The organism is Paenibacillus sp. FSL R5-0928 (assembly GCF_037970385.1).
Classification (GTDB): domain Bacteria; phylum Bacillota; class Bacilli; order Paenibacillales; family Paenibacillaceae; genus Paenibacillus_AQ; species Paenibacillus_AQ odorifer.
In genome coordinates this window covers 5,955,847-5,978,261 of sequence record NZ_CP150225.1, presented here as the reverse complement: position 1 = coordinate 5,978,261, position 22,415 = coordinate 5,955,847, and the positions used below count along the sequence as shown (strand labels likewise).

Here is a 22,415-nt window from a genome sequence, read left to right as displayed (position 1 = left end):
ACGCTGTTTTAATCGGAAAGGGGTTACTTTGTATGAAAGGATTTTATTCCAGAAAGATTCATTCCTTGCTAGGCGTTATCCCACTTGGAGCCTTCTTCATTGAGCACATGATGACGAATTTTGCGGCTGTAGAGGGTGGCGCTTCCGGTTTCACTGACAGCGTGTTATGGCTGAACAGCTTACCGCTCGTCTTCTTCCTGGAATTGTTCGGTATATGGCTTCCTCTGCTGTACCATGGGGTATACGGACTTTATATTGCGTATCAATCCAAGCCGAACTTGAACCGTTTCAACATTGAAAGAAACTGGCGTTATACCCTGCAACGGATTACAGGTATTGTTACCTTTATCTTTATCGTCTGGCACTTGTTCCAAACACGGGTTCAGGTGGCAGTGGGTAATGTGGAGCACGAAGAATTAGGCGGTCTCATGCACGATATCGTGACTCAGCCACTTCTGCTGACACTGTATATTATCGGTATCGTTGCTGCATGCTTCCACTTCTCGAACGGTCTCTGGTCTTTCTTAATCAGCTGGGGAATTACCGTCGGTCCTCGTGCACAGCGGGTATCTTCTTACCTCTGTCTTGGCATATTTGTCTTAGTAACGTTCATGTTCCTGATTTCGCTGGTTACTTTCCGTGACAGTGAATTTCAAACTGCAGCAACTATTGCCCAGTCCATAAAGACCTTCATTTAATTTAAGAATCCTTTCTGATATTTTCGATAAAAGGAGTGAACTATCATGGCAACATCCGATATCATTATCGTGGGCGGCGGTCTGGCCGGCTTGATGGCTACCATCAAGGCAGCGGAAGCTGGTGCGCATGTCCATTTATTCTCATTAGTTCCTGTAAAAAGATCACACTCCGTATGCGCGCAAGGCGGCATCAATGGCGCGGTAAATACAAAAGGTGAGGGCGACTCCCCTTGGGAGCATTTTGACGACACTGTCTATGGCGGTGACTTTTTGGCGAATCAGCCGCCGGTTAAGGCGATGTGTGAAGCTGCGCCAGGTATCATTCACCTTATGGACCGGATGGGCGTTATGTTCAACCGCACACCGGAAGGTCTGCTCGATTTCCGTCGTTTCGGCGGAACGAAGCGGCACCGTACAGCTTTTGCCGGCGCGACAACAGGCCAACAGCTGCTGTACGCGTTGGATGAGCAGGTGCGCCGCTGGGAATCTGAAGGTCTCGTAACTAAACGCGAGAACTGGGAGTTCCTTTCGGCTATCATCGACGACGAAGGTGTATGCCGCGGCATCAGTGCCCAGAATCTTAAGACGATGGAGATTGAGACTTTTCCTGCGGATGCTGTTATTTTGGCAAGCGGCGGGCCGGGTATTATTTTTGGCAAAACAACGAACTCCGTTATTAATACAGGGACAGCTGCAAGTGCGGTGTACCAACAGGGTGTACATTATGCCAACGGAGAATTTATCCAGATTCACCCAACCGCTATTCCGGGAGATGACAAGCTCCGCCTGATGTCGGAATCGGCACGTGGCGAGGGCGGCCGTATCTGGACTTATAAAGACGGGAAACCGTGGTATTTCCTCGAAGAAAAATATCCGTCCTACGGTAACTTGGTGCCGCGCGATATTGCTACACGTGAAATTTTTAATGTGTGTGTGGATCAAGGGCTGGGCATTAATGGCGAGAACATGGTGTATTTGGACCTCTCTCACAAGGATCCGAAAGAGCTGGACGTGAAGCTTGGCGGGATTATTGAAATTTACGAAAAATTCATGGGGGATGATCCCCGTAAAATACCAATGAAGATCTTCCCGGCTGTACACTATTCTATGGGCGGCATGTGGGTTGATTACAATCAAATGACGAACGTTCCTGGTCTTTTTGCAGCCGGAGAATGTGAATATCAATATCATGGAGCGAACCGTCTAGGCGCCAACTCACTGGTATCTGCTATTTACGGCGGTATGGTCGCAGGACCAAAGGCTGTTGAATACATTAAAGGCCTGAAGAAATCATCGCAGGATATCTCTTCTTCCGTATTCGATAGCTTCCACAAAAAGCAAACGGACAAATATGAATCTCTGTTAGCGATGTCAGGTACAGAGAATGCTTATGTGATTCACAAGGAACTGGGCGAATGGATGACCGCCAATATGACCGTGGTGCGGCACAATCCGAAGCTGGAAGCGACCATTGGCAAAATCAAAGAGCTTAAGGAGCGTTATCGCAAGATCAATATGAATGATGCATCGCGCTGGAATAACCAAGGTGTGGCCTTCACTCGCCAGCTCTGGAATATGCTGGAGCTGTCCGAAGCGATGACACTTGGAGCGCTTATGCGCAATGAGAGCCGTGGTGCACATTACAAACCGGAATTCCCAAATCGTAATGATGAGGAGTTCTTGAAGACCACAAAAGCAGCCTGGACTGCAGAGGGTCCACAAATCTCCTACGATGAAGTGGATGTCTCGCTGATTCCTCCACGGGTACGCGATTATTCGAAGGATTAATGCTTTCCAGTAACAGAATAGCTTGCGAGGCAAGCTTCATGAAATAAAATCAGGCAATTTGAGGAGGGAACCATTATGGCGGAAACAGCTGCAGCTCCCAAAAACGTAAAGTTTATCATCACCCGCCAGGACGATCCACAAAGTTCATCGTATGTCGAGGAATTTGAACTTCCTTATCGTCCAGGTATGAATGTGATCAGTGCTTTGATGGAAATTCAGCGTAACCCTGTGAATGCCAAAGGTGACAGCACAGTTCCCGTATGCTGGGATTCCAACTGTTTAGAAGAAGTGTGCGGAGCTTGCTCCATGGTGATTAATGGCAAACCCCGCCAAGCTTGCGCTGCACTTATAGACAATCTGGAGCAGCCTGTACGCATTGAGCCTATGAAGACATTTCCGGTGGTGCGTGACTTAGTCATTGACCGTACCCGGATGTTCAATGCGCTAAAAAGGGTGAAAGCATGGATTCCGATTGACGGTACGTACGATCTTGGACCGGGACCGCGGATGCCGGAGAAAAAACGGCAGTGGGCCTATGAATTATCCAAATGTATGACCTGTGGCGTATGTTTGGAGGCTTGTCCGAATGTCAACGAAAAGACGGATTTCATCGGACCGGCAGCCATTTCTCAAGTACGTCTGTTCAATGCTCACCCTACAGGTGAAATGAACGCTGACGAAAGATTGGACGCTCTTATGGAGGATGGCGGGATCGATGGCTGTGGTAACTCACAGAACTGTGTACGCGCTTGTCCAAAGGGGATTCCTCTTACGACATCTATTGCAGAAATAAACAAGCAAACAACGAAGCATATGTTCAAACGTTGGTTAGGTGTGTAATTAATAGTACCGCCAAATGTTTATCTATTGAGCTATCCTCAAAGTGGATTCCATTCGCTGGGGGTAGCTTTTTTTATGTTGTTAAGACTCTCTTATCTGCTTGAGGCGGGAAAGTCTTGCAGGGCTGGAGCAAGTTCAGAATATTGACCAATTTATGCTATAATATCCATTGTTAACGTAATGTTAGCTGTGGAACAAGGAGGAATAATCGTGATTTGTCGGGAGCAAGATGGAGCAATTGTAATGGTTAAGCAGCATGATCACGGGAAACTTGCCGGAGAGCTGGCCATTGGGTTCAAAGAGCAGCATGTGCCAACTGAAGGACGCCGGGAAGAGGTACTGTGGGCAGTAGCCCAGCATGATAGGGGCTGGATTGATCTGGATGAGACCCCTTTCTGGAATGATGCGGAGCAAGCACCCTACACCTTTATTGATTTTCCTGTAGTGCCTAAGTTGACCTTTTATAAGCGTGGATTAGATGAGATCGAGGAACACACACCGTACGGAGCGTTGCTGTGCAGCTTGCATTTTGAGCGGCTTATTAAGATTTCGGGACTCGATTATCCAGAACTAACGTTATATCAAGAACATGAAGAGGAACGCAGAGCACGTATCCATCGGGAGCTTGAAGCTTCTAAGCCTATCGGAGAAGATGAGCTGTATTATGATGCCCGTCTTTTAGAATTCTGCGATGATCTGTCCTTGTATTTGGCCTTAAATGAGCCGGGGTGTCCGAAATCAGAGGAGCATCCATGGTGGCGTGAAGGGTTCTCAGGCACTGAAGATTTCAGTTTTACGTCAGGTCGTGTTATCACAGCGGAGTGGCAGGATAAGTCAACGTTAATGCTTGAACCGTTTCCTTTTGTAAAAAACCTGGAAGTAGCATTTATGCTGAGACGAGTTCAAAAATCAGAAATCGCAAAAAAAGGGATTGCACGCGCTTACAGCGAAACTCCGGAAGAAGAATGCCGGATTGTTCTAACTGCCCGAAATAATATATAAGTTATTATTTGGACCGTCTGTTTTTCGGGGAAAAGGTAAAGAAAGGAGAATCTCCCTATGAAGATACAATCGTCTGGGGCTTCTCCCAATAAGAATGGCGATAAGATCCACAAGGACCCCTCTAAGGGGCGTTCTGGTAGCGAGTCTACAATTACCCGCCGGCAGTTCCTGACTCGGAGTGCGGCTGCTGTAATCGGCGCAGGATTGCTTACAAGCGGATATGCATGGCAGGGGGAGCCGAACTGGATTGAGGTCACTAAGCTGGACTTGCGTTTTAAGGAGCTTCCTTCCGCTTTTTCAGGGATGAAGCTTGTTCATTTCAGTGATACGCATCTCGGATTTAATAAGGATGCCAGGGATCTGGCCCGACTCGCTAAACATATAAGCAAAGCTGAACCGGATCTTATTTGCTTCACGGGTGACATTGTGGACAGCGATCCTGAGGATCTTGTTGAAGCCGTACCGGTGCTGGCAGCGTTAAGTGCGCCATTGGGTAAATTTGCGATATTAGGCAATCATGATTACAAGAATACCCAGCTGGTTACCGAGCTGCTGGAGTCTGCGGGCTTCCGGGTGCTGAGGAATAAATCCTACCTTCTAAAAAGAGGCGGGGCAGTCATGGCGGTTACGGGTCTGGATGATCTGTTACACGGTAAACCCGACCCAGCGAAAGCCATTACTGGTGTTCCTGAAGGAACCTTTAACGTCCTTTTGATGCATGAGCCGGATTATGCGGATACCGCACAGGCCTATTCATTTGATCTACAGCTTTCCGGGCACAGTCATGGCGGACAAATTCGCCTGCCCTTTATAGGTGCGCCATTTACACCTTATGGATCTCTTAAATACATAAATGGATTGTATTATACAGAAGACAAAGCCATGCCTGTGTATGTGAATAGAGGGTTTGGAGAGACATACATGCCTTTTCGGTTATTGTGTAGGCCAGAATTAACGGTTCTGACGCTGCATCGGTCCATGAGCTGATTAGGCTGGAATTTTAGCTGCACGGAAGGGGAGAGAAGATGAGCACCTATGGAGCAGTGTTGTTAGAGACACAACATGGTTTAGCAGTTGATCTGAGGCTGATCATGCCTGAGGATGTTTTAGCTTTGCGGCAGCTGCTCTCCCATCCAGATGTGCAGCGCCATATTCTAGTACGCTCTGGCCCTGGATCAGCATCTGCCCAGGTGGAGAAGCTGGTAAACCGGATGTTATTTGCCTTCGATCCTTGTGCGCTGCATGCCGGGATCTATTTAAAGGGGCAGCAGCGGTTGATCGGTATAGTGGCTTTGCAGAATTGGAACCGCCGTGAGGGCACAGCTACCTTAGGATATATGCTGGACCCGGCATGGTGGGGATGCGGGCTGGCGACGGAGGCCGTGGGTTTGTTTTTGAACTATAGTGTTCATACCCTTGGGATAACAAGGATCGAAGGACGCTGCACAGGAGATAATATTAGATCGGAACGTGTGATGCTCAAGAACGGTATGAAGCTGGAGCGGGTGATGCCCAAAGTCGGCTCCTTGGACGATGTAATGAAAGTATTCACATTGTTACACAAATGAAATAATGCCGTTATCAAACTCTAACAGTGTGCGGTTAAACTAAGTACATGACCCCCTTTTAAAAATATACTGCTTTGGGACCCGATGATTCGGGTCCATTTTTTTTGATTGAAAAGAGTAGCGTAAGTGATTGGCAGTACCGAATCCGATCGTTTATGATTAACATACTATGGAGTGGAATGACCAAGGAGGCGTAACATTTTGAATGAAGTGGTACAAACATTAAAAAACCATCGTTCTTTCCGGCAATATTCAGACCAGCCTGTGGAGCCAGAGAAGCTACAAATTATGATTGAATCGGCTCAAGCCGCACCGTCATGGGTTCATGGACAGCAGGTATCGATAATCGCCATCAAAGATCCTGCGCGTAAGCAGCAGCTTTCAGTTTTGTGCGGAAATCAGAAGCATGTAGCGGCAGCACCGGTTTTTTTGGTATTTTGCATGGATTTTTATAGAGCTAAAGTAGCTAGTGAGCTGGAAGGCAAGTCTTTTGAAGCCGTGAAAGATGTGGATGCACTTTTGGTTGGAGCTACAGATGTGGGAATCTCATTGTCTAACGCGATTGCAGCGGCGGAATCCATGGGACTGGGCATCATTCCTATTGGGGGTGTGCGCCGCAACACAGCGGGTGTGATTGAACTGCTGAAGCTGCCGGAGTACGTATTCCCTGTCGTCGGCCTATGCGTGGGATACCCAGCGGAGGAGGTTTCTCAGAAGCCGCGGCTGCCACTGGAAGCTATATTTCATGAGGAGCAATACAATCCGGACGTACAAGGCCTCCTGGAGGCGTATAATCAAACCCACCGTGAATTCTTGCAGCAGCAGGGGATGACGGAGAGAGATTGGACCAGTACGATTGCTCATTTTTATGATATCAACCCGGAATATGGAGATGCGAAACGTACGCTGAAACAACAAGGTTTTAGCTGTGATAATCTGTAAATAAACAAAAAGATGCACCAAGCTGAGATTGGTTTAACGGAGGGTGAACCCTGCCCCTAAACCAAAACGCTTGGTGCATTATTTAATTTCTCGCTTAAACGCTTACCGTCCTTATAGGGACGGTGAAGGCGTTTAAGCTTGTTTACAGAGAAACTTTGACTTTTTGGCGCTGCTTGTAATAAACCCAGTGTGTAAAGCCTATTTCTTTAAGCTGTGCAGCTACCGCATCCCGATCCTCGGCGACCCGGGACGGCTTATGTGCATCCGAACCAAAACTAACCTCTACGCCAAAATGTAGTGCCCGCTCCAGAATATCTTCAGAGGGATACCAGCCGCCGACCAGCTTAGTCCCGCCTGAGGTATTGATTTCGATGGCCACGTCACATTCACTGATTACACGCAGACAATCGTCAATCGGCTGAGGTGCAGGGATTTCGGAAAAAGCAGGATAATTCCCCTTCATCGCATCAATATGTCCGAGTATTTGGAACATACCACTGCGTGCGGAATCAGCAATTAACCGGTAATATTCAGACTTCACGCGGATCTTCTCATTTTTGCTAAGGTTTTTCCAGCGCCCTTTGTTAAAAATGCTGACTCCACTAACACTATGTACCGATCCAATCACATAATCAAAAGGGTAGGCGGATAATGTCTTACGGTATATCTCAGCATGTTCGGGGAAGTAATCTGATTCGATGCCTAACAGTACGTCGATAACGCCTTCGTACTCTTTTTTGAGGGAGAGAACATCATCTACATAATTAGCAAATTCGGATTTAGCCATTGCGATTTTGGGAAAAGCCTGATCGGATGGATCTCCGAAATAGGGAGTATGATCGGAAATACCTATAACTCCCAATCCAGCGGCAATCCCAGCTTCGATATAATCTCTAATCGTTCCGTCAGCATGGCCACAGCGGAAATGATGGGTGTGTAAATCAAATTTCATCAAGAACATCTCCTTTAAACAAGGTTATGCAATCAGCTCAGAAGTAATCGGTTCCACTTTGTGGGTGGGATTTATTCAGACCCGATAAATTGGGTTTCCGGCATGCCTTTAAGATCGCTTAGGAACTGCCTCATAGCAGAGTTTACGTATTTTCCTGATTTTGTGATCACGCCAACAGGATGGGTGACTTCCAGCTCAATAATTGGCACAATTTTGAGGGTGCCGGCTCGAACCTCAGCGGTTACTGACTGCTTGGAAATAATGGCGGCGCCCAAATCGAGCTCGACCATCCGTTTCACTTCCTCGCTGCTGGTCAGCTCCATAATGACCTGAGGTTGAATGCCATGTTTGTTCAGAACCTCATCCGCAAATTTACGGCCCACTGTATCTGGTGAGAGCAGAATTAGCGGGGTCTTGCTTAAGGCTTCTATCCCAGCGGTCTTCACTTGAGCGAGAGGGTGTCTGGGAGAGACCACCAGTTCGAAGGTATCATAATACAAAATGGAAGTAGACATGCCCGGGCTACGTCCAATTAAATAACCGATGCCGACATCAACAATGCCGTTTTCGACATGCTGATAAATTTGTGATGAGGACATAGAGGAAATTGATGTTTTGATATGGGGGAACTGGTCTTTAAAATAAGATAGAATACGCGGTAAAATTTGAATGGCGATTGAGGTAGTTGTGCCTAGAACTATATGACCTTGGGGATTTTCATCAAGATCTGCAAGCCGTTCCTTAAGTTCCTCGACAATCCTCACTATTTGTTCCGCATGCTCCAGAAAGACAGTCCCTCTATCCGTTAATGTAACAGGCTGGTTTCGGTCAACCAGCTGAGTCTTGAACTCTTCTTCAAGGCTCTTAATCTGTGCTGAAACCGCTGGTTGGGTCAGATTAAGCAGTTCTCCGGCCTTGCGAAAGCTCATCGTTTTGGAAATTGTTATTAGTGTCTCCAGCTGGCTGATGTTCATGGAATACCTCCTTTGGACCATCGAATTGGATGTGTAATTGCGTTAATATCTTACGTTCCACGTTGGCATTTGTTTAAATTATAGGAGATAATACCCGGCAGAGCAATGTTGCTGCGTAAACTATCTTGGGTTTGAATTCGACATATGCATTAATTTTTGCTGAATTGTGCCGATATATAAAGTATAATATATCCATATTGCTTGGGACTTTTGGTATATGACCAAAGCACGATAAAGGGGGAGACTAGACATTCATGAAAGTAGAAGTAATTAATCCGTTTCTAGAGTCTGCACGGACTGTTATAGAACAAGTAATTCAGGTCTCGCCTTCTACGGGGAGTTTAGGCATTAAAGAAATTGAACTGATCGATAATCATATATGGATTCAAGTAGGGATGACAGGCCAACTGAGCGGAAATATTATATTTGGTATCGCGGAGCAGGTAGCCTTGCGAATGGTATCGATTATGATGGGTGGCTTTGTGATCACCGAGATGGATGAGATGGGTCAAAGTGCGATTTCAGAGCTGAGCAATATGATCAGTGGGAATGCCAGTACCATTCTATATAATCAAGGTGTTTCGGTGGATATAAGTCCTCCTCAGATTATGAAGATGGAAAGCATGTCTTTTATGCCTCGTAAAGCGCTTAGTATTCCGTTGTTGATGGATGGGGTTGGAGAGATGGATATTCAGGTGATGATCTCTTAGGCAAGAGTTAGGAGCTGAAATACTTTTCATGGTACTCAAAGATAAGGTTGTTGTGATTACAGGAGCGTCAAGCGGCATTGGTGCATTAACAGCACAGATGCTTAGTAAAAAGGGGGCAATCCCCGTCCTGGTAGCACGTTCTGAAGCGAAGCTGAAAGAAACAGCAGCCGGTATCCCGGGCGTTTTTGGACTGTACACCTGTGACGTAACAGATGCTGAAGGTGTTCAAAAGACCTTCGCACAAATTTTAGCCGCATATGGCAGAATTGATATTTTGCTAAATAACGCAGGGTACGGCAAATTTGCTGCTTTTACGGAGATGGAGCCTCATGAATTTGACGATATGATGGATGTTAATTACATGGGGATTGTCCGGTGCACGAAGGCTGTTGTTCCACATATGCTGGAGCGGGGAAGCGGCCAGATTGTAAATGTGGCTTCCATGGCAGGGAAGATAGGCACAGCCAAATCTGTAGCCTACACAGCTACCAAACATGCTGTTCTCGGATTCACAAATGCGCTCCGTCAGGAGCTGCGGAAGAGTGGAATTATCGTCTCGGCTGTGAACCCGGGGCCTATCGCCACCGATTTTTTCAAAACGGCAGACCCGTCTGGCAATTATGAGAAGAGTGTAGCCCGGATGATGATGACCCCAGAGCATGTATCTTCTAAGATCGTTAAGGTTATGGAGACCGGCAAAGAAGAGCTCGATCTTCCGGGTCTGGCAGGGTTTGGCATACGGCTTTACGGGCTGTTTCCTCGCCTGGCGGACAAGCTTACTTATAATGCGATGAACAGAAAATAGACCCTGTTGTCAGCTTTATTGGCCTTCCATTTGGTGGAGAGGCCTTTTTGGCATATAATGAAGATATTATCTCAAGCGAAAAGGATGAATTACACTTATGAATAAAGCTTCTTTTGCGGCTATCGGCATTCAGGAAGACCTCATTGCCCGGTTGTCGGAATTCGGCATTAACGCTCCATCCCCGGTACAAGAGCAGACAATACCGCTTCTACTAGAGGGAAGAGATGTTATTGCAGCTTCCCAGACTGGAACGGGTAAGACGCTGGCCTATCTATTGCCGCTGCTTCAAACGATTAATCCGGAGCAGAAGGTGGTCCAAAAGCTGGTGCTCGCCCCTACACAGGAGCTGGCGATGCAAATCTTACGCGAGGCGGAACGTTATGGTGAACAGCGCGGAATCCGAGTTATGGGTCTTATTGGCGGGGCCGCAATCAAACGCCAGATTGACAAGCTGCGTGAGCATCCACAGCTAGTTGTGGGAACGCCTGGGCGGATCCGCGAGCTGATTGGACTTCGTAAATTGAAGATGCATGAAGTCAGTACTATTGTTCTGGATGAGGCGGACCAAATGTTCCAGCTTAGCGGAGCTGGCGAAGTCACAAAAATTGTCAGCAGTGCGCTGCGTTCACGCCAGCTTGTTATGCTGTCGGCAACGATCGGACCAGAGACGAAAGCGCTGGCTAATCGTGAAATGAAGAACCCAGCAGAGGTTGGGATTGCTCCAGGTGTAATGACTGCTGAAAGTTTGGAGCATCATTATGTTGTTGCTGAAGAGCGTAACAAAATGGACATGCTGCGCCGGGTGATTCGCCATTACAATCCCGATAAAGCGATTGTGTTCGTGAATGCTACAGATGATATTGCCGAGGTTGAGGCTAAGCTGAATCATCTTGGGCTTACTGCGGCAGCACTCTACGGAGATGCCGATAAGGTAACGCGCAGCAATGTATTAAAAGGTTTCCGGGAAGGTAAATTTCGTGTGCTTGTTGCCAGTGACGTAGCTGCCAGAGGACTGGATATTGAGAATCTTTCTTTGGTAGTTAGCTACGATCCGGCTTTTGATTCTGAACATTATGTACACCGTGCAGGCCGTACCGGACGGATGGGACGCCGCGGCTTATCTGTAACGATTGTTACAGAGCAACAAACCTTTATCATGCGGAAATTCGCCCGCGAATTGGATATTGCGCTTGAGGAGCGGGAGATGGTCGGTGGTAAGGTGCTTGCAGCAGATGAAGCGCGCAGCGCTTTGCGCAATGGACGAGGACGGAGTAGTGAAGGCAGTGGGCAACGCCGTGATGGATCCGCTCCAGGCAGCGGCAAGCTGCCTGTAAGCACATCTGGAGCCTCCAATGTTCAGTCGCCATCCGTTGGAGCAGGTACGCAGCCTGCCAAAAGAATGGCTACGATTAACACAAATGAAACAACAAGCGGAGAACAACAGCGCGATCCACAGCGCAGTGTGAATCCTTCTGCGGGAGCACGCGGAGATGCGACTCCTGCACGGAGCAAACGCAGCAGCAATGCGGAACGTGAGAAGAACCGTAAAAATAAAGGAGCTCCAAAGTGGTTGAAAGACAAAACTCCGAGAGGTGACGGTCAATGAATAATGCTCCCGTATTGCAAATTACGGGTCTCAGTGGTGGGTACAGCCTGAATAAGCCAGTGCTGCATGATATTGCACTTCAGGTGCAGCCTGGCGAAATGGTTGGTTTGATTGGTTTAAACGGAGCAGGAAAAAGTACGACGATGAAGCATATTCTAGGATTGATGTCGCCCCATAAGGGCGATATCACCGTACAGGGCAAGACGCGTGCTGAAGATCCCGTTGGATACAATAATGCGTTGTCTTTTGTACCGGAATCGCCGCTACTGTATGACGAAATGACGGTTCGTGAGCATGTTGAATTTACTGCCAGAGCTTATGGGGTAGATCAAAAGGATTATGAATCCCGCACCTCGCATCTTGCCAAGCTGTTCCATATGGAGGATAAGATGGAAACCCTATCGACCCATCTATCCAAAGGGATGAAACAGAAGGTTATGATCATGTGCGCTTTCGTTGCACGACCTGCATTATATGTCATCGACGAGCCCTTTTTAGGATTGGATCCGCTAGGTATCCGCTCCTTGCTTGATTTCATGATGGATCTAAAGAACTCTGGATCGTCGATTCTGTTAAGCTCTCATATTCTTTCCACAATAGAGAATTATTGCGACCGTTTTATTGTATTGCATAAAGGTAAGGTGATTGCACAGGGTACGTTGGCGGAAATAGCGGCAACTGCCGGGCATCAGGGGCTGACTTTGGAGCAGCTGTTCTACGAGCTGGTTCAGGGAGGGAAATAATATGGATTTGAAAGAGCTGCGGCGCACGCGGCGCGGTCGATTCATGGGAAGTATGCTTCCTTATGTGGGATATATCATTCAAAGCGGCGTAGCCATGGTTTTCCTGTTCGTGTTGATTGTCTTCTCTGCTTGGTATACATCGCTGCTACAAAATGTACCTGAAGGCATTCCCATTCGCTGGATTATGTTAGCATTACTGTTGCCTGCGACAGTGCATAGCGGCTTCCGAACCTATTTGCAGACCCCGGATACGATCTTTCTGCTGCCTCAGGGTCACCGCATGAAGGAATATTTTGCACCCTCCTGGGTCAGTGGAAACGTGTGGAAGATCATTCGTTTGTTATTTGTACTGATCACCCTTTGGCCGTTGTACATACGTACAGATGATTCTCCCAAGCGACTTTTATTTACAGTGTTGATCCTGATTGCTGTGAAGCTGATCGCGAGCTATGGATTATGGAAAGAGATAGCTATGCTGTCACGTCCGATGGCAGGTGTGTTTGCTTTCTTGCGCTGGGCAGTTGGAGGTTTGATTATTGCCGCTTGGCTGTGGCAGCCTGCCGGCCCGAGCCTGATATTTATGGTGTTATTGGCAGCAGCCTATCTTGCTGCACTGTCTGTGCCCGGACGTCACGCTGTGCCATGGGAAAGACTGATCGCCATGGAAAACAATCAAGGTGCACGTGCGCTGATGGTTCTGGGCTGGTTCGTGGATGTACCGGGCCGTGAGCAACGGGTGTATTCCCGCCGTTATCTTTCCAAATGGGGCGCTAAGCTGCCTTGGCGTAAGGATACTGCTTATCGGTATCTGCTAACCAAAAGCTTTGCCCGGGGCGATATCTTTGGAATCATTATGCGGATATCGGTGCTGGCTCTGCTGCTGAATTGGTGGAACCGTGATAGTTACTTTGGCACCGGAATTTATTTGTTCTTCCTGTTCATCATTGGTGTTCAATTGTCGGCACTCCGCAAATTGCATAGCGAGTCTTTTTGGCTGACAGTGTATCCTTTTCCTGAAGGCAGTAAGGCGGACAACACGACACAATTTGTATTCCGTGCGCATCTGGTTGTGGCATTGATTCTTGGATTACCTTTCTTAGCTTCCATAGGTGACCGTCTGATGCCAGTGCTCTTTACCTTAGCGGCAGGTGTTGTGGTAGTCTTTCTGTTTAAAGGATACTTGTCCCGTAAATCGGCACGATCGGATGATGACGATTTGTAAAGCAATTTCATAGTCACAATAAAAAGGCTGTCTCACAGTAGAGAAATTCTACGAATGAGAGAGCCTTTTTTTTGCTGGAAGCATAATTTGAGCCGGGCAAGTCCTTAAATTTGCAAAAACGGAACAGAGTATTTAAAAAATGCTGTATGTCTTTTACCAGATGGCTCCAGCATAATAAGCCTGTATCTTACATCATGTATACGCTTCAATTCATAGGCGTAGTCATCCGTACCAACAAAACAGTATTGGGGGAGGATTCAGGCGTGAAAAGAAGATTATCAATATTCATGGTGGCGCTTTTACTATCATCCTTATTCTTGAATGTGCTTGAGGCGGGTATACCACGGGCCGCAGCGGATGCCGCAGGAGTTCCAGTGTACTATGATCCCACAAAAAGTGTGGAGGAGCGCACTGCGGATCTATTATCCCGAATGACGCTGGAAGAGAAGATTGGGCAGATGGTTCAAGCAGAAAGAGCTGCCGTCACTCCTGAGGAGGTACAGAAATATGCTCTTGGCTCTGTACTCAGCGGGGGAGGCTCATTCCCTAACGGAAAAGAAAGTGACAGTACCCGCGATAACTGGAGAGACTTGATAGATAGCTATCAGGATGGTGCATTGTCTACCAGATTAGGCATTCCGCTGCTCTATGGGGTGGATGCGGTGCATGGACATAACAATGTCAAAGGCGCGACGCTTTTTCCGCATAATATTGGCCTAGGGGCTGCTAATGATCCCGCATTGACTGAGCTTATTGGTGCAGCTGCTGCTAAGGAAGTAGCCGCAACAGGAGCGAACTGGACATTTGCCCCAACGATAGCCTCCCCTCATAATGCAAGATGGGGTAGAACCTATGAAGGTTTTAGTGATAATCAGGATATTTCAGCAGAACTAGGTGCGGCTTATGTGTTTGGACTGCAAGGACGGACTGCTGCTGCATTGGCAGGGACAGATACAATCACGGCAACTGCAAAACATTATCTAGGTGAAGGTTATACGGATAATGGTGTAAATCAAGGCAACATCACTAAATATACCGAGCAAGAGATCATGGATAAGGATTTGAAAATTTATAAAGCAGCTGTAGACGCAGGGGTGCAGACGGTTATGGCCTCCTATCACAGCATCCAAGGTCTTAAAATGCATGCCCATAAACATTTACTGACCGATGTTTTGAAGGGTGACAAGAAAAATGGCGGGCTTGGCTTTACCGGTTTCGTGATTTCGGATTATAACGCTGTGCAGCAAATCACAGTGGATAGCGAGGGCAAAGCAGTTAGCGGATTGAAGAACCAGCTGTATGTGTCCGTAAACGCCGGAGTCGATATGTTCATGATGCCGACCGTTTGGAAGGATACGATTAAGTACATCACAGAACTTGTAGGCGAAGGTAAAATTACTACTGAGCGCATAGATGATGCGGCAGAACGTATCCTGCATGTCAAAATCGCTTCAGGATTGTTCGAGCATCCCAAAAGCGAACCGGATCTGTTGAGTGCATTTGGCTCAGCAGAAAGCCGCAAATTAGCCCGCCAAGCTGTGGCGGAGTCGCTTGTTCTTTTGAAGAACGATGAGGTAAATGGAAGTCCAATTCTATCGCAATTAGGCGGGATGGATAAAATATTCGTAGCAGGTAAAAACGCTAATAATATCGGTAACCAAGCCGGTGGTTGGTCGATCACTTGGCAAGGGAAGTCGGGCAATATAACTGAAGGCACGACGATTCTCGAAGGGATAAAGGAGGCTGTTCCTGCTTCTACAACGGTCACATATAACATTAATGGGCGTGGGGCTGCTGGTTATGATGCAGCGATCGCAGTTATCGGTGAGACACCTTACGCCGAGACCGATGGCGACCGGACCAGCTTGAATCTGGATGAGCAGGATCTGGCGACACTTGCGAATATACGTGCTGCTGATCCTAATATTCCGCTTATCGTCGTATTGGTGTCTGGACGTCCAATGACGATAGCCAGCCAAGTGGAAGATTGGGATGGGCTTGTGGCAGCTTGGCTACCAGGTACAGAGGGTGCTGGAGTAGCTGATGTGTTATTTGGTACTAAGGATTTTGTAGGCAAAAATCCAATTCGTTGGCCATTCACTTTGAATAATTATCCGGCAGACAATAACAGTACCAATGTGTTGTTCAAAACGGGATATGGCTTGACCAAAAATGAGAAAACACCAAAGCTTCCAACCGCTCCTGTCGATCCGGAAGCTCCAGAGATTCCTTCCCTGCCGATTCCCGGCAAAATTGAAGCAGAGGACTTTTTGAACAAAAGCGCAGGACTGCAAACTGAAAACACGCAGGATATAGGTGGCGGTCTCGATGTCGGCTATACCTCGGCTGGACAGTGGCTCGAATATAACGTGAATGTGGCGCAAGCAGGTACGTATCAAGCCGATTTCCGCTATTCCGTTAATAGTGGCACTACAGGCATCAACATCAAATCAGCAGAGGGAACCAAGCTAGGAACATTAAGCGTGACCTCAACAGGTGGCTGGCAGAATTGGCAGACGAAAGCTGTAGAAAATGTTGTGTTTAAGAAGGCAGGATTGCAAAAGATCCGTCTGGAATTTACCGGTGGGGATATCAACCTGAACTGGGTGAGCTTCACTCGAACAGGTGATGTGCCTGTAGATCCATCAAATCCCGGAGATGGCGGGGAAAGCACTAAACATGTTATTAAGTCAGATGTAGTTAGCTCCTGGGTATCGAGTGAGCGAGATCCTTCCGATCGGAAATGGTATTATGCTGACCGTTATCAAGAGGGTGATTTGAAGCTGGAAGAGCAGGCGAAGCTGGATATTGTGGTTCCTGACGTGAAGGCAGGTACAGAGATCCATATTGATCCTGACCGGAAATATCAATCTATTCTAGGGATCGGTACCTCCATGGAGGAATCGACGGTTAATAATCTGGCGAAGATGTCTGCGGCGAAGCAGGAGGAATTGCTGCGGAAAATGATTGATCCTGTATCAGGGATCGGAATGAGTATGCTCCGGTTGACGATTGGGACGGCTGACTTTACAGATAAACAATTTTATACCTACGATGATATGCCTCCAGGACAAACCGACATTAATTTGGAGCATTTCTCCATCCAAAAGGACATTGACTACCATATCATCAGCACGGTTAAAAAAATTCAAAACATCAATCCGGACATTAAGTTTTTTGCCTCACCTTGGAGCCCGCCGGGTTGGATGAAGACTACAGACAGTATGATCAAAGGCCAAGTGAAGGATGAATATCTGCCTGTACTGGCCAAATATTATCTTAAATTCGTACAGGAGTACGAGAAGCTGGGAATTACCTTTGAAGGTCTGACCTTGCAGAATGAACCTTTGCTGGAAATTGAATATCCAAGCACCAAAATGCCGTGGGAGCAAGAAGCCCAGCTGGCTAAACTGCTGCGGAAGGAATTAGATGAACATGGTTTCAAAGACGTGAAGCTGTGGACATTTGATCATAATCCTGGTGACACGATGGCCTATCCAGCACAAATCCTAGGCAATCCTGAATTAGGTGCCTACGATGCGGTGGACGGAACTGCTTTTCATGATTATGGCGGTGACCTTGGTCTGATGACCCAGCTCCATAATCTCTATCCTGACAAAAATGTATATTTGACCGAACGCGCAGTCTGGGGTACCTCAGGCGCAGACCGCATTGCTCAATATTTCCGTAATTGGGCCCGCAGCTATAACTCCTGGGTAGCGATGCTGGACAGTGATATTGCCTCCCATCAGTGGACCGGAACGCCAGACCCAACCCCGATTGTGCAGGATTCGGGAGACCGTAACCATTACTGGCTGCTGCCAGAATATTATCTGATGGGCCAATTTACGAAATTCGTTAAACCGGGGTACGTGCGGATTGATAGTGACTACGGCTCAAGCAGCACTGTAACGAACGTAGCTTTTGCTAGTCCGGATGGAAAAGAGATTGTGACGGTAGTGATCAACCAGACGTCGGATCCACAGCCGTTCAAATTGCTAGTGGACGGTGCGCAAATTAGTGCTGTGCTGCCGGCGAAATCAGTGGGCACTTATAGCTGGGAACGTCTGAATGGTATACAGACGGTGCCGGGTGTAGTGAATGCTGTTGATTTTGAAGAAGCGCAAGGGGTTTACACTGTGAATGAGCAGGGTTATATTGGCGGGTTCTCGCCAGACGCCTCGTCCACCTTCGACTATGTGATTGATGTTAAAGAGAGCGGTGAATATTCACTTCAATTTAAGCATGCCGCTCAATTCAGCGATGGCGCCGGAAAATCGGTGGAGATTAGTGAAGATGGTAAGGTCATTGCTACGCTTCCAATTGTGCAGCAGACGGAGAGTATGACCGATTTTGCAGATTATCAATCCTTGATCTCTCTGAACAAGGGCATTCACAAGCTCACCTTGAAGACGAACGGGAACGGTTATAATATCCGTTCATTAGTTTTACGCCAAGCGCCTTCCGGATCACATGAGCTTCCTGGTGTGCTTCAAGGGCAAGACTACACGACAGCTTCAGGTGTATTAGTAACGGGTGGTGCAGTGGGTTATACTGACCCCGGCGATTGGGTGAAGTACAAGATTAATGTACCTGCCAGCGGTACCTACCCACTCCTGATCTCCTATGCTACTAATCAGGATGATGCAGAGCTGGAACTGCTGACGGGAGAGGATGGAGCAACGGTAACGGCAGCGACTTATGCTTTGACGAAGACGGGGGGATGGTCCAATTGGCAAATAGCTAATGGAACAGTAACCTTGCCTGCCGGGGAGCAGACGCTGACCATGAAGGTAAATGGAACAGGATTTCATCTGCAGTCGCTTACGATCGGACCCGGGCTTCAATCGGAGACTGCTTTGGTAGAAGGAAATGAGGAGGGTGCAGAAGTTATCGTCAAGCTAGTAAATGACAAATATGCACCTGAACTGGATACCGCTTATTGGTCTATTGAAGGTTACGAAGGTACGGTTGTGGATAGCGTATACCGGGTGGATGATTATACAGCGAAGGTCGTATTAGCGGGGACGCGAGCTATTGATTTCGACACTGATCGTACGCTTACGGTTACCGCTGATGTGTATCAGACAGAATCAAATCAGTCTTTTGGCAGCGTCCATGTTCTGAAATTGCCACTTATAGTTACAGCAATCAACGACGAAGAGAGCATTAGTCTTTCTCCGAGTACTCTTCCATATCAAGTGAACGGGAATGAATTGGTAGTCAGCCTTACAGGAGGGACATTTAATCCTGATGCCATTCAGAGCATTTCTGTCTCGGGCCCAGGTAAGGATCAGGGGCATGTAAGTATTGGGGCAGCTGCCTTACTTGACCCTACCCATGTGAAGCTGACGCTAGCATGGAATGATCATACCCCGTATTATAGTGATTTGCAGCTTACCGTGAATGTGCCTGCAAATGCTTATGCCGATTCAAGTGGTGGCGTGCTGCGTGCGGAGGTTAAGCTCTTAGGAACAACTAGTGCTACAGCACCTATAGAAGTCACAAGTTTGAACGCACTGGATCAATTCTACCAGCTGCAAGGTATCACAGTCAGCGGCCAAGGCAGTGGAGCGAAGCTGACCGGCATTGATGCTGGAGACAGCATTGATTACTGGGTAAATGTGCCGCAGGATGGAAACTATACTTTTACGCTTACCGTGACTTCCGCGAATGGTGCTCCTAAGGGCATTATTTATAAAACGGAGGATGGGAAGACATTAAGAACCGTTGATGTGCCGAATCTTTACTCGCAAACCGTTGGCATACGCACCGTTCTTCAATTGAAGGCTGGTGAACAGAAGCTGCGCCTGCAAGCTGGATCAGCAGGATACGAGCTTAGTGGTATTAAAATAGAACCTTATACTGAAGTAATCATGGATGGCACTGGTTCTTTGAAAGTGGAAGCCGAGAATTATTACGATGCTACACCCAATGGAATTCAGAGTACCATGACTGGCGATGTGCTGGATTTTAGAAATGTCGGGTTTACCGTTGCAGGTGGTTCTATGGATTATATGCTTGATATTACTGAAGCCGGATTTTATAAAATCGTATATCGGTATGCTACAGCACAAGGCGGAGTAAGCACTACGCTATCTGTAAATGGTACAAAACTCTCGACAGTGCCTATGCCTACTACAGGTGGCTGGTCGAATTACACGCTGGCGAGTGGTGTCGTACAACTTGCGCAAGGAAAACAGGTAGTACGGATGAACTTCAATAATGACGGTGCCAATCTAGATTGGTTCACGCTTGAACGGACGGAAGAAGGAGAGCAGCCGATTCATTCAAAGACTTCCTTACCTGTTTCTTCTTTGAAACCGGGAGCTTACAGCGGATTACAAACGATCAGCCTTACTACAGCGACATCAGGAGCAGAGATTCATTACACAACCGATGGGTCGTTGCCTACAGCAGACAGTCCACTTTATACCGGAACTATTGACGCAGCAGGAGTCACAGTTCTTCGTACGATAGCGGTAAAAGAGGGCATGGAGAACAGTTTTGTAGCTCCATTCACGTATGTGATCAGCGGAGCGGTTGATATGAAGACGGTGTCAGCACCGCAGGCTGATCCTGCCGGGGGAACTTATACAGGGCAGGTTGCTGTGAAGTTAACTACAGCTACAGCTGGAGCGTCTATTCACTACACGGTGGATGGCACTGTACCTACAGCAGCCAGCGAACTGTATAGTGGAGTGATTTATGTAGGCAAGAGCAAGACGATTAAGGCGATTGCTGTAAAAGAGGGCTGGAAGCCAAGTGATATTTCCAGTTTTGAATATATCGTTTCTGCGGATAAACCTGAACCAACACCAACACCTACACCAACAGCAACGCCTGAACCAACCCCAAGTCCAACCTCTGAACCGACTACTCAGCCAACGACAGCACCAACTTCCGGAAGCGGGGGTACCTCAGGTGGTGGCAACAGCGGAACAACAGGGGGGGATTCAAGCGGAAATGCAGGCAGTGTAACAGGCAGCACCATCCTTACAGCAGCACCAGTGCTGAACAGTAATACCGGTGCGGCAAGAGCAAGTATAGACCTGGAAAGCTTGAAAAAGGCTGCTACAGCAGGCTTAAGTGGAGCAACTTCAGCGGTTACTGTTGATATACCGGCAGTAGCTAAAGCTAAGGGTTATGAGCTGCAATTGCCAAACGGTATAATCTTTGCAGATGATAAGACTTCATTGGTCGTTCATACTGAATTTGGTGTGCTGGAGCTGCCAGGTAGTCTGCTGAAACAAGCGGCAAAAGAGGCAGGAACCCCATGGGTAATTACGATAACCAAGGTGGATTCAGATTCTCGCCCAGAATTTAAACTGAGCGTAACTATCAATGGCAAGGAAGCCGTATGGAACAGTTCTGACATGCGGGTTAAGGTGTCCCTGCCGTATACTCCACAATCAGAAGAACGTGGTAAAGAAGGACATATAACGATTCATAGTCTGAATTCGTTGGGGATTCTAACGGTTGTTCCAAGTGGCAGATATAACGCTGCTACGGGGATGGTTTCCTTTACAGGAATTCTCTCTGGTACGTACAGTATCACCTTTACGGAGAAGACATTCCGGGATATCGGCAAATTTGAGTGGGCCCGCAATGCGATTGAGGTGCTTGGCTCTAAAGGCATCATCAACGGAATGACAGAGGATCAATTTGTGCCTCAAGCGGAAGTGAAGCGGGGAGATTTTGTGCTCCTGCTTATAAAAGCGTTTGGCTTGGAAGGAGATAGTGCAGAAAGCTTCACAGATGTGCAGCCTGGCGATTACAGATATGAAGCGTTGGCTATGGCGAAGCAGTTGGGGATCACCACTGGTCGTCCAGATGGAAGCTTTGATCCTAACGCTTCTGTTACGCGGCAGGAAATGATGACGCTGGCTGCAAAAGCGATTGCAGCAGCCGGCAGACAGCTTCCAGCCGGCAACGGAGCTTCAATGTCCAGTTTCACGGATAGCCAGCAAGTATCAGCATTTGCACGTGACAGTGTGGCAGCACTAATACGTGCTGGCCTGATCAAGGGAGACGGCTTGCGGATTCATCCACAAGGTGTTACCACCCGTGCAGAGGCAGCGGTTTTGATCTACAACCTGTACAATCTGTAATACATCAGTTGTAAAGATACTTTTAGCTCTTGGGCTGTCGCATCCGTAGATTTTCTACGTTTGCGACAGCCTTTTTTAGGTGTGGTTATTGGGTGAGTATCTAAGTTTAGAAGTTCGCATTAGCTAGATCTACATTAAGCCTGCAACTTCGCCGCCGATCATAATTATCCCCGGAGGCTTACGGACCCCGCAGACGTTATTTGCAAATATATAACCTTTATCGGGGAAATTCGGACACCAGTGGCGTTATTCCCTATGAAGAGGTTCATATTTGGGGTTTGGCATGCTAATAACGGCTTTGGGGTCCGTAAGTAAGTAAAATATGGGATTATACTGCCTTTAGGGTCAGGGGTGTCCGATAGCTGCTTTGTGCGGGCAAATGTGATCTGCGGTAACGAAGGTTGGTGCGGTTGGTGCTTAGACCAAGGTGGAATAAAAAAAGACGCGGACGTCA

Annotated in this window: 15 protein-coding genes; 13 read left to right on the top strand and 2 right to left on the bottom strand. The window is 47.5% G+C overall.

Annotated features, from left to right (window positions below; genetic code table 11):
* The first annotated feature begins 32 nt into the window (after positions 1 to 32).
* The 7 genes from MKZ16_RS26965 (at position 33) to MKZ16_RS26935 (ending at position 6,838) form a co-directional block, all read left to right on the top strand.
* Positions 33 to 698 (top strand): succinate dehydrogenase cytochrome b558 subunit, encoded by a 666-nt coding sequence (locus MKZ16_RS26965; protein WP_036679804.1) that lies wholly within the window; start codon positions 33 to 35, stop codon positions 696 to 698.
* A 45-nt stretch (positions 699 to 743) separates the two neighbouring features.
* Positions 744 to 2,486, top strand: coding sequence for a succinate dehydrogenase flavoprotein subunit (gene sdhA, locus MKZ16_RS26960; RefSeq protein ID WP_036679802.1), 1,743 nt, complete (start codon positions 744 to 746; stop codon positions 2,484 to 2,486).
* A 75-nt stretch (positions 2,487 to 2,561) separates the two neighbouring features.
* Positions 2,562 to 3,326, top strand: coding sequence for a succinate dehydrogenase iron-sulfur subunit (gene sdhB / locus MKZ16_RS26955; RefSeq protein WP_036679800.1), 765 nt, complete (start codon positions 2,562 to 2,564; stop codon positions 3,324 to 3,326).
* Positions 3,327 to 3,536: 210 nt separating this feature from the next.
* Positions 3,537 to 4,328, top strand: coding sequence for a DUF3891 family protein (locus tag MKZ16_RS26950; RefSeq protein WP_051491089.1), 792 nt, complete (start codon positions 3,537 to 3,539; stop codon positions 4,326 to 4,328).
* Between the two features lie 57 nt (positions 4,329 to 4,385).
* Positions 4,386 to 5,315: a metallophosphoesterase gene (locus tag MKZ16_RS26945; protein WP_081382462.1), complete on the top strand. Its 930-nt coding sequence runs from the start codon at positions 4,386 to 4,388 to the stop codon at positions 5,313 to 5,315.
* Between the two features lie 38 nt (positions 5,316 to 5,353).
* Positions 5,354 to 5,896 (top strand): GNAT family N-acetyltransferase, encoded by a 543-nt coding sequence (locus MKZ16_RS26940; RefSeq protein WP_051491088.1) that lies wholly within the window; start codon positions 5,354 to 5,356, stop codon positions 5,894 to 5,896.
* 210 nt (positions 5,897 to 6,106) lie between these two features.
* Positions 6,107 to 6,838, top strand: coding sequence for an NADPH-dependent oxidoreductase (locus tag MKZ16_RS26935; protein ID WP_254924580.1), 732 nt, complete (start codon positions 6,107 to 6,109; stop codon positions 6,836 to 6,838).
* A 142-nt stretch (positions 6,839 to 6,980) separates the two neighbouring features.
* On the opposite strand, the gene MKZ16_RS26930 is transcribed toward MKZ16_RS26935, so the two are convergent.
* Both MKZ16_RS26930 and MKZ16_RS26925 read right to left on the bottom strand, forming a co-directional pair.
* A complete protein-coding gene (locus tag MKZ16_RS26930; RefSeq protein WP_076103723.1) occupies positions 6,981 to 7,790 on the bottom strand; it encodes a histidinol-phosphatase in 810 nt (269 codons plus the stop codon).
* 71 nt (positions 7,791 to 7,861) lie between these two features.
* The gene (locus MKZ16_RS26925) at positions 7,862 to 8,764 is read right to left on the bottom strand and encodes a LysR family transcriptional regulator (RefSeq protein ID WP_038573173.1); all 903 of its coding nucleotides are present in this window, start codon (positions 8,762 to 8,764) and stop codon (positions 7,862 to 7,864) included.
* Between the two features lie 254 nt (positions 8,765 to 9,018).
* Here MKZ16_RS26925 and MKZ16_RS26920 point away from each other — a divergent pair, with 254 nt between their 5' ends.
* From MKZ16_RS26920 to MKZ16_RS26895, 6 genes are all read left to right on the top strand, one after another.
* The gene (locus tag MKZ16_RS26920) at positions 9,019 to 9,474 is read left to right on the top strand and encodes a chemotaxis protein CheX (protein ID WP_076103721.1); all 456 of its coding nucleotides are present in this window, start codon (positions 9,019 to 9,021) and stop codon (positions 9,472 to 9,474) included.
* 28 nt (positions 9,475 to 9,502) lie between these two features.
* Entirely contained in the window at positions 9,503 to 10,279 is a 777-nt protein-coding gene (locus MKZ16_RS26915) for an SDR family oxidoreductase (RefSeq protein ID WP_036679791.1), read from the top strand.
* 97 nt (positions 10,280 to 10,376) lie between these two features.
* Positions 10,377 to 11,885: a DEAD/DEAH box helicase gene (locus MKZ16_RS26910; protein ID WP_076103720.1), complete on the top strand. Its 1,509-nt coding sequence runs from the start codon at positions 10,377 to 10,379 to the stop codon at positions 11,883 to 11,885.
* Entirely contained in the window at positions 11,882 to 12,628 is a 747-nt protein-coding gene (locus MKZ16_RS26905) for an ABC transporter ATP-binding protein (RefSeq protein ID WP_076103718.1), read from the top strand. Before MKZ16_RS26910 ends, MKZ16_RS26905 begins: the two co-directional genes overlap by 4 nt.
* A gap of 1 nt (position 12,629) precedes the next feature.
* The gene (locus tag MKZ16_RS26900) at positions 12,630 to 13,850 is read left to right on the top strand and encodes an ABC transporter permease (RefSeq protein ID WP_076103716.1); all 1,221 of its coding nucleotides are present in this window, start codon (positions 12,630 to 12,632) and stop codon (positions 13,848 to 13,850) included.
* 263 nt (positions 13,851 to 14,113) lie between these two features.
* Positions 14,114 to 21,961 (top strand): glycoside hydrolase family 3 N-terminal domain-containing protein, encoded by a 7,848-nt coding sequence (locus MKZ16_RS26895; RefSeq protein ID WP_256715425.1) that lies wholly within the window; start codon positions 14,114 to 14,116, stop codon positions 21,959 to 21,961.
* Positions 21,962 to 22,415 lie beyond the last annotated feature (454 nt).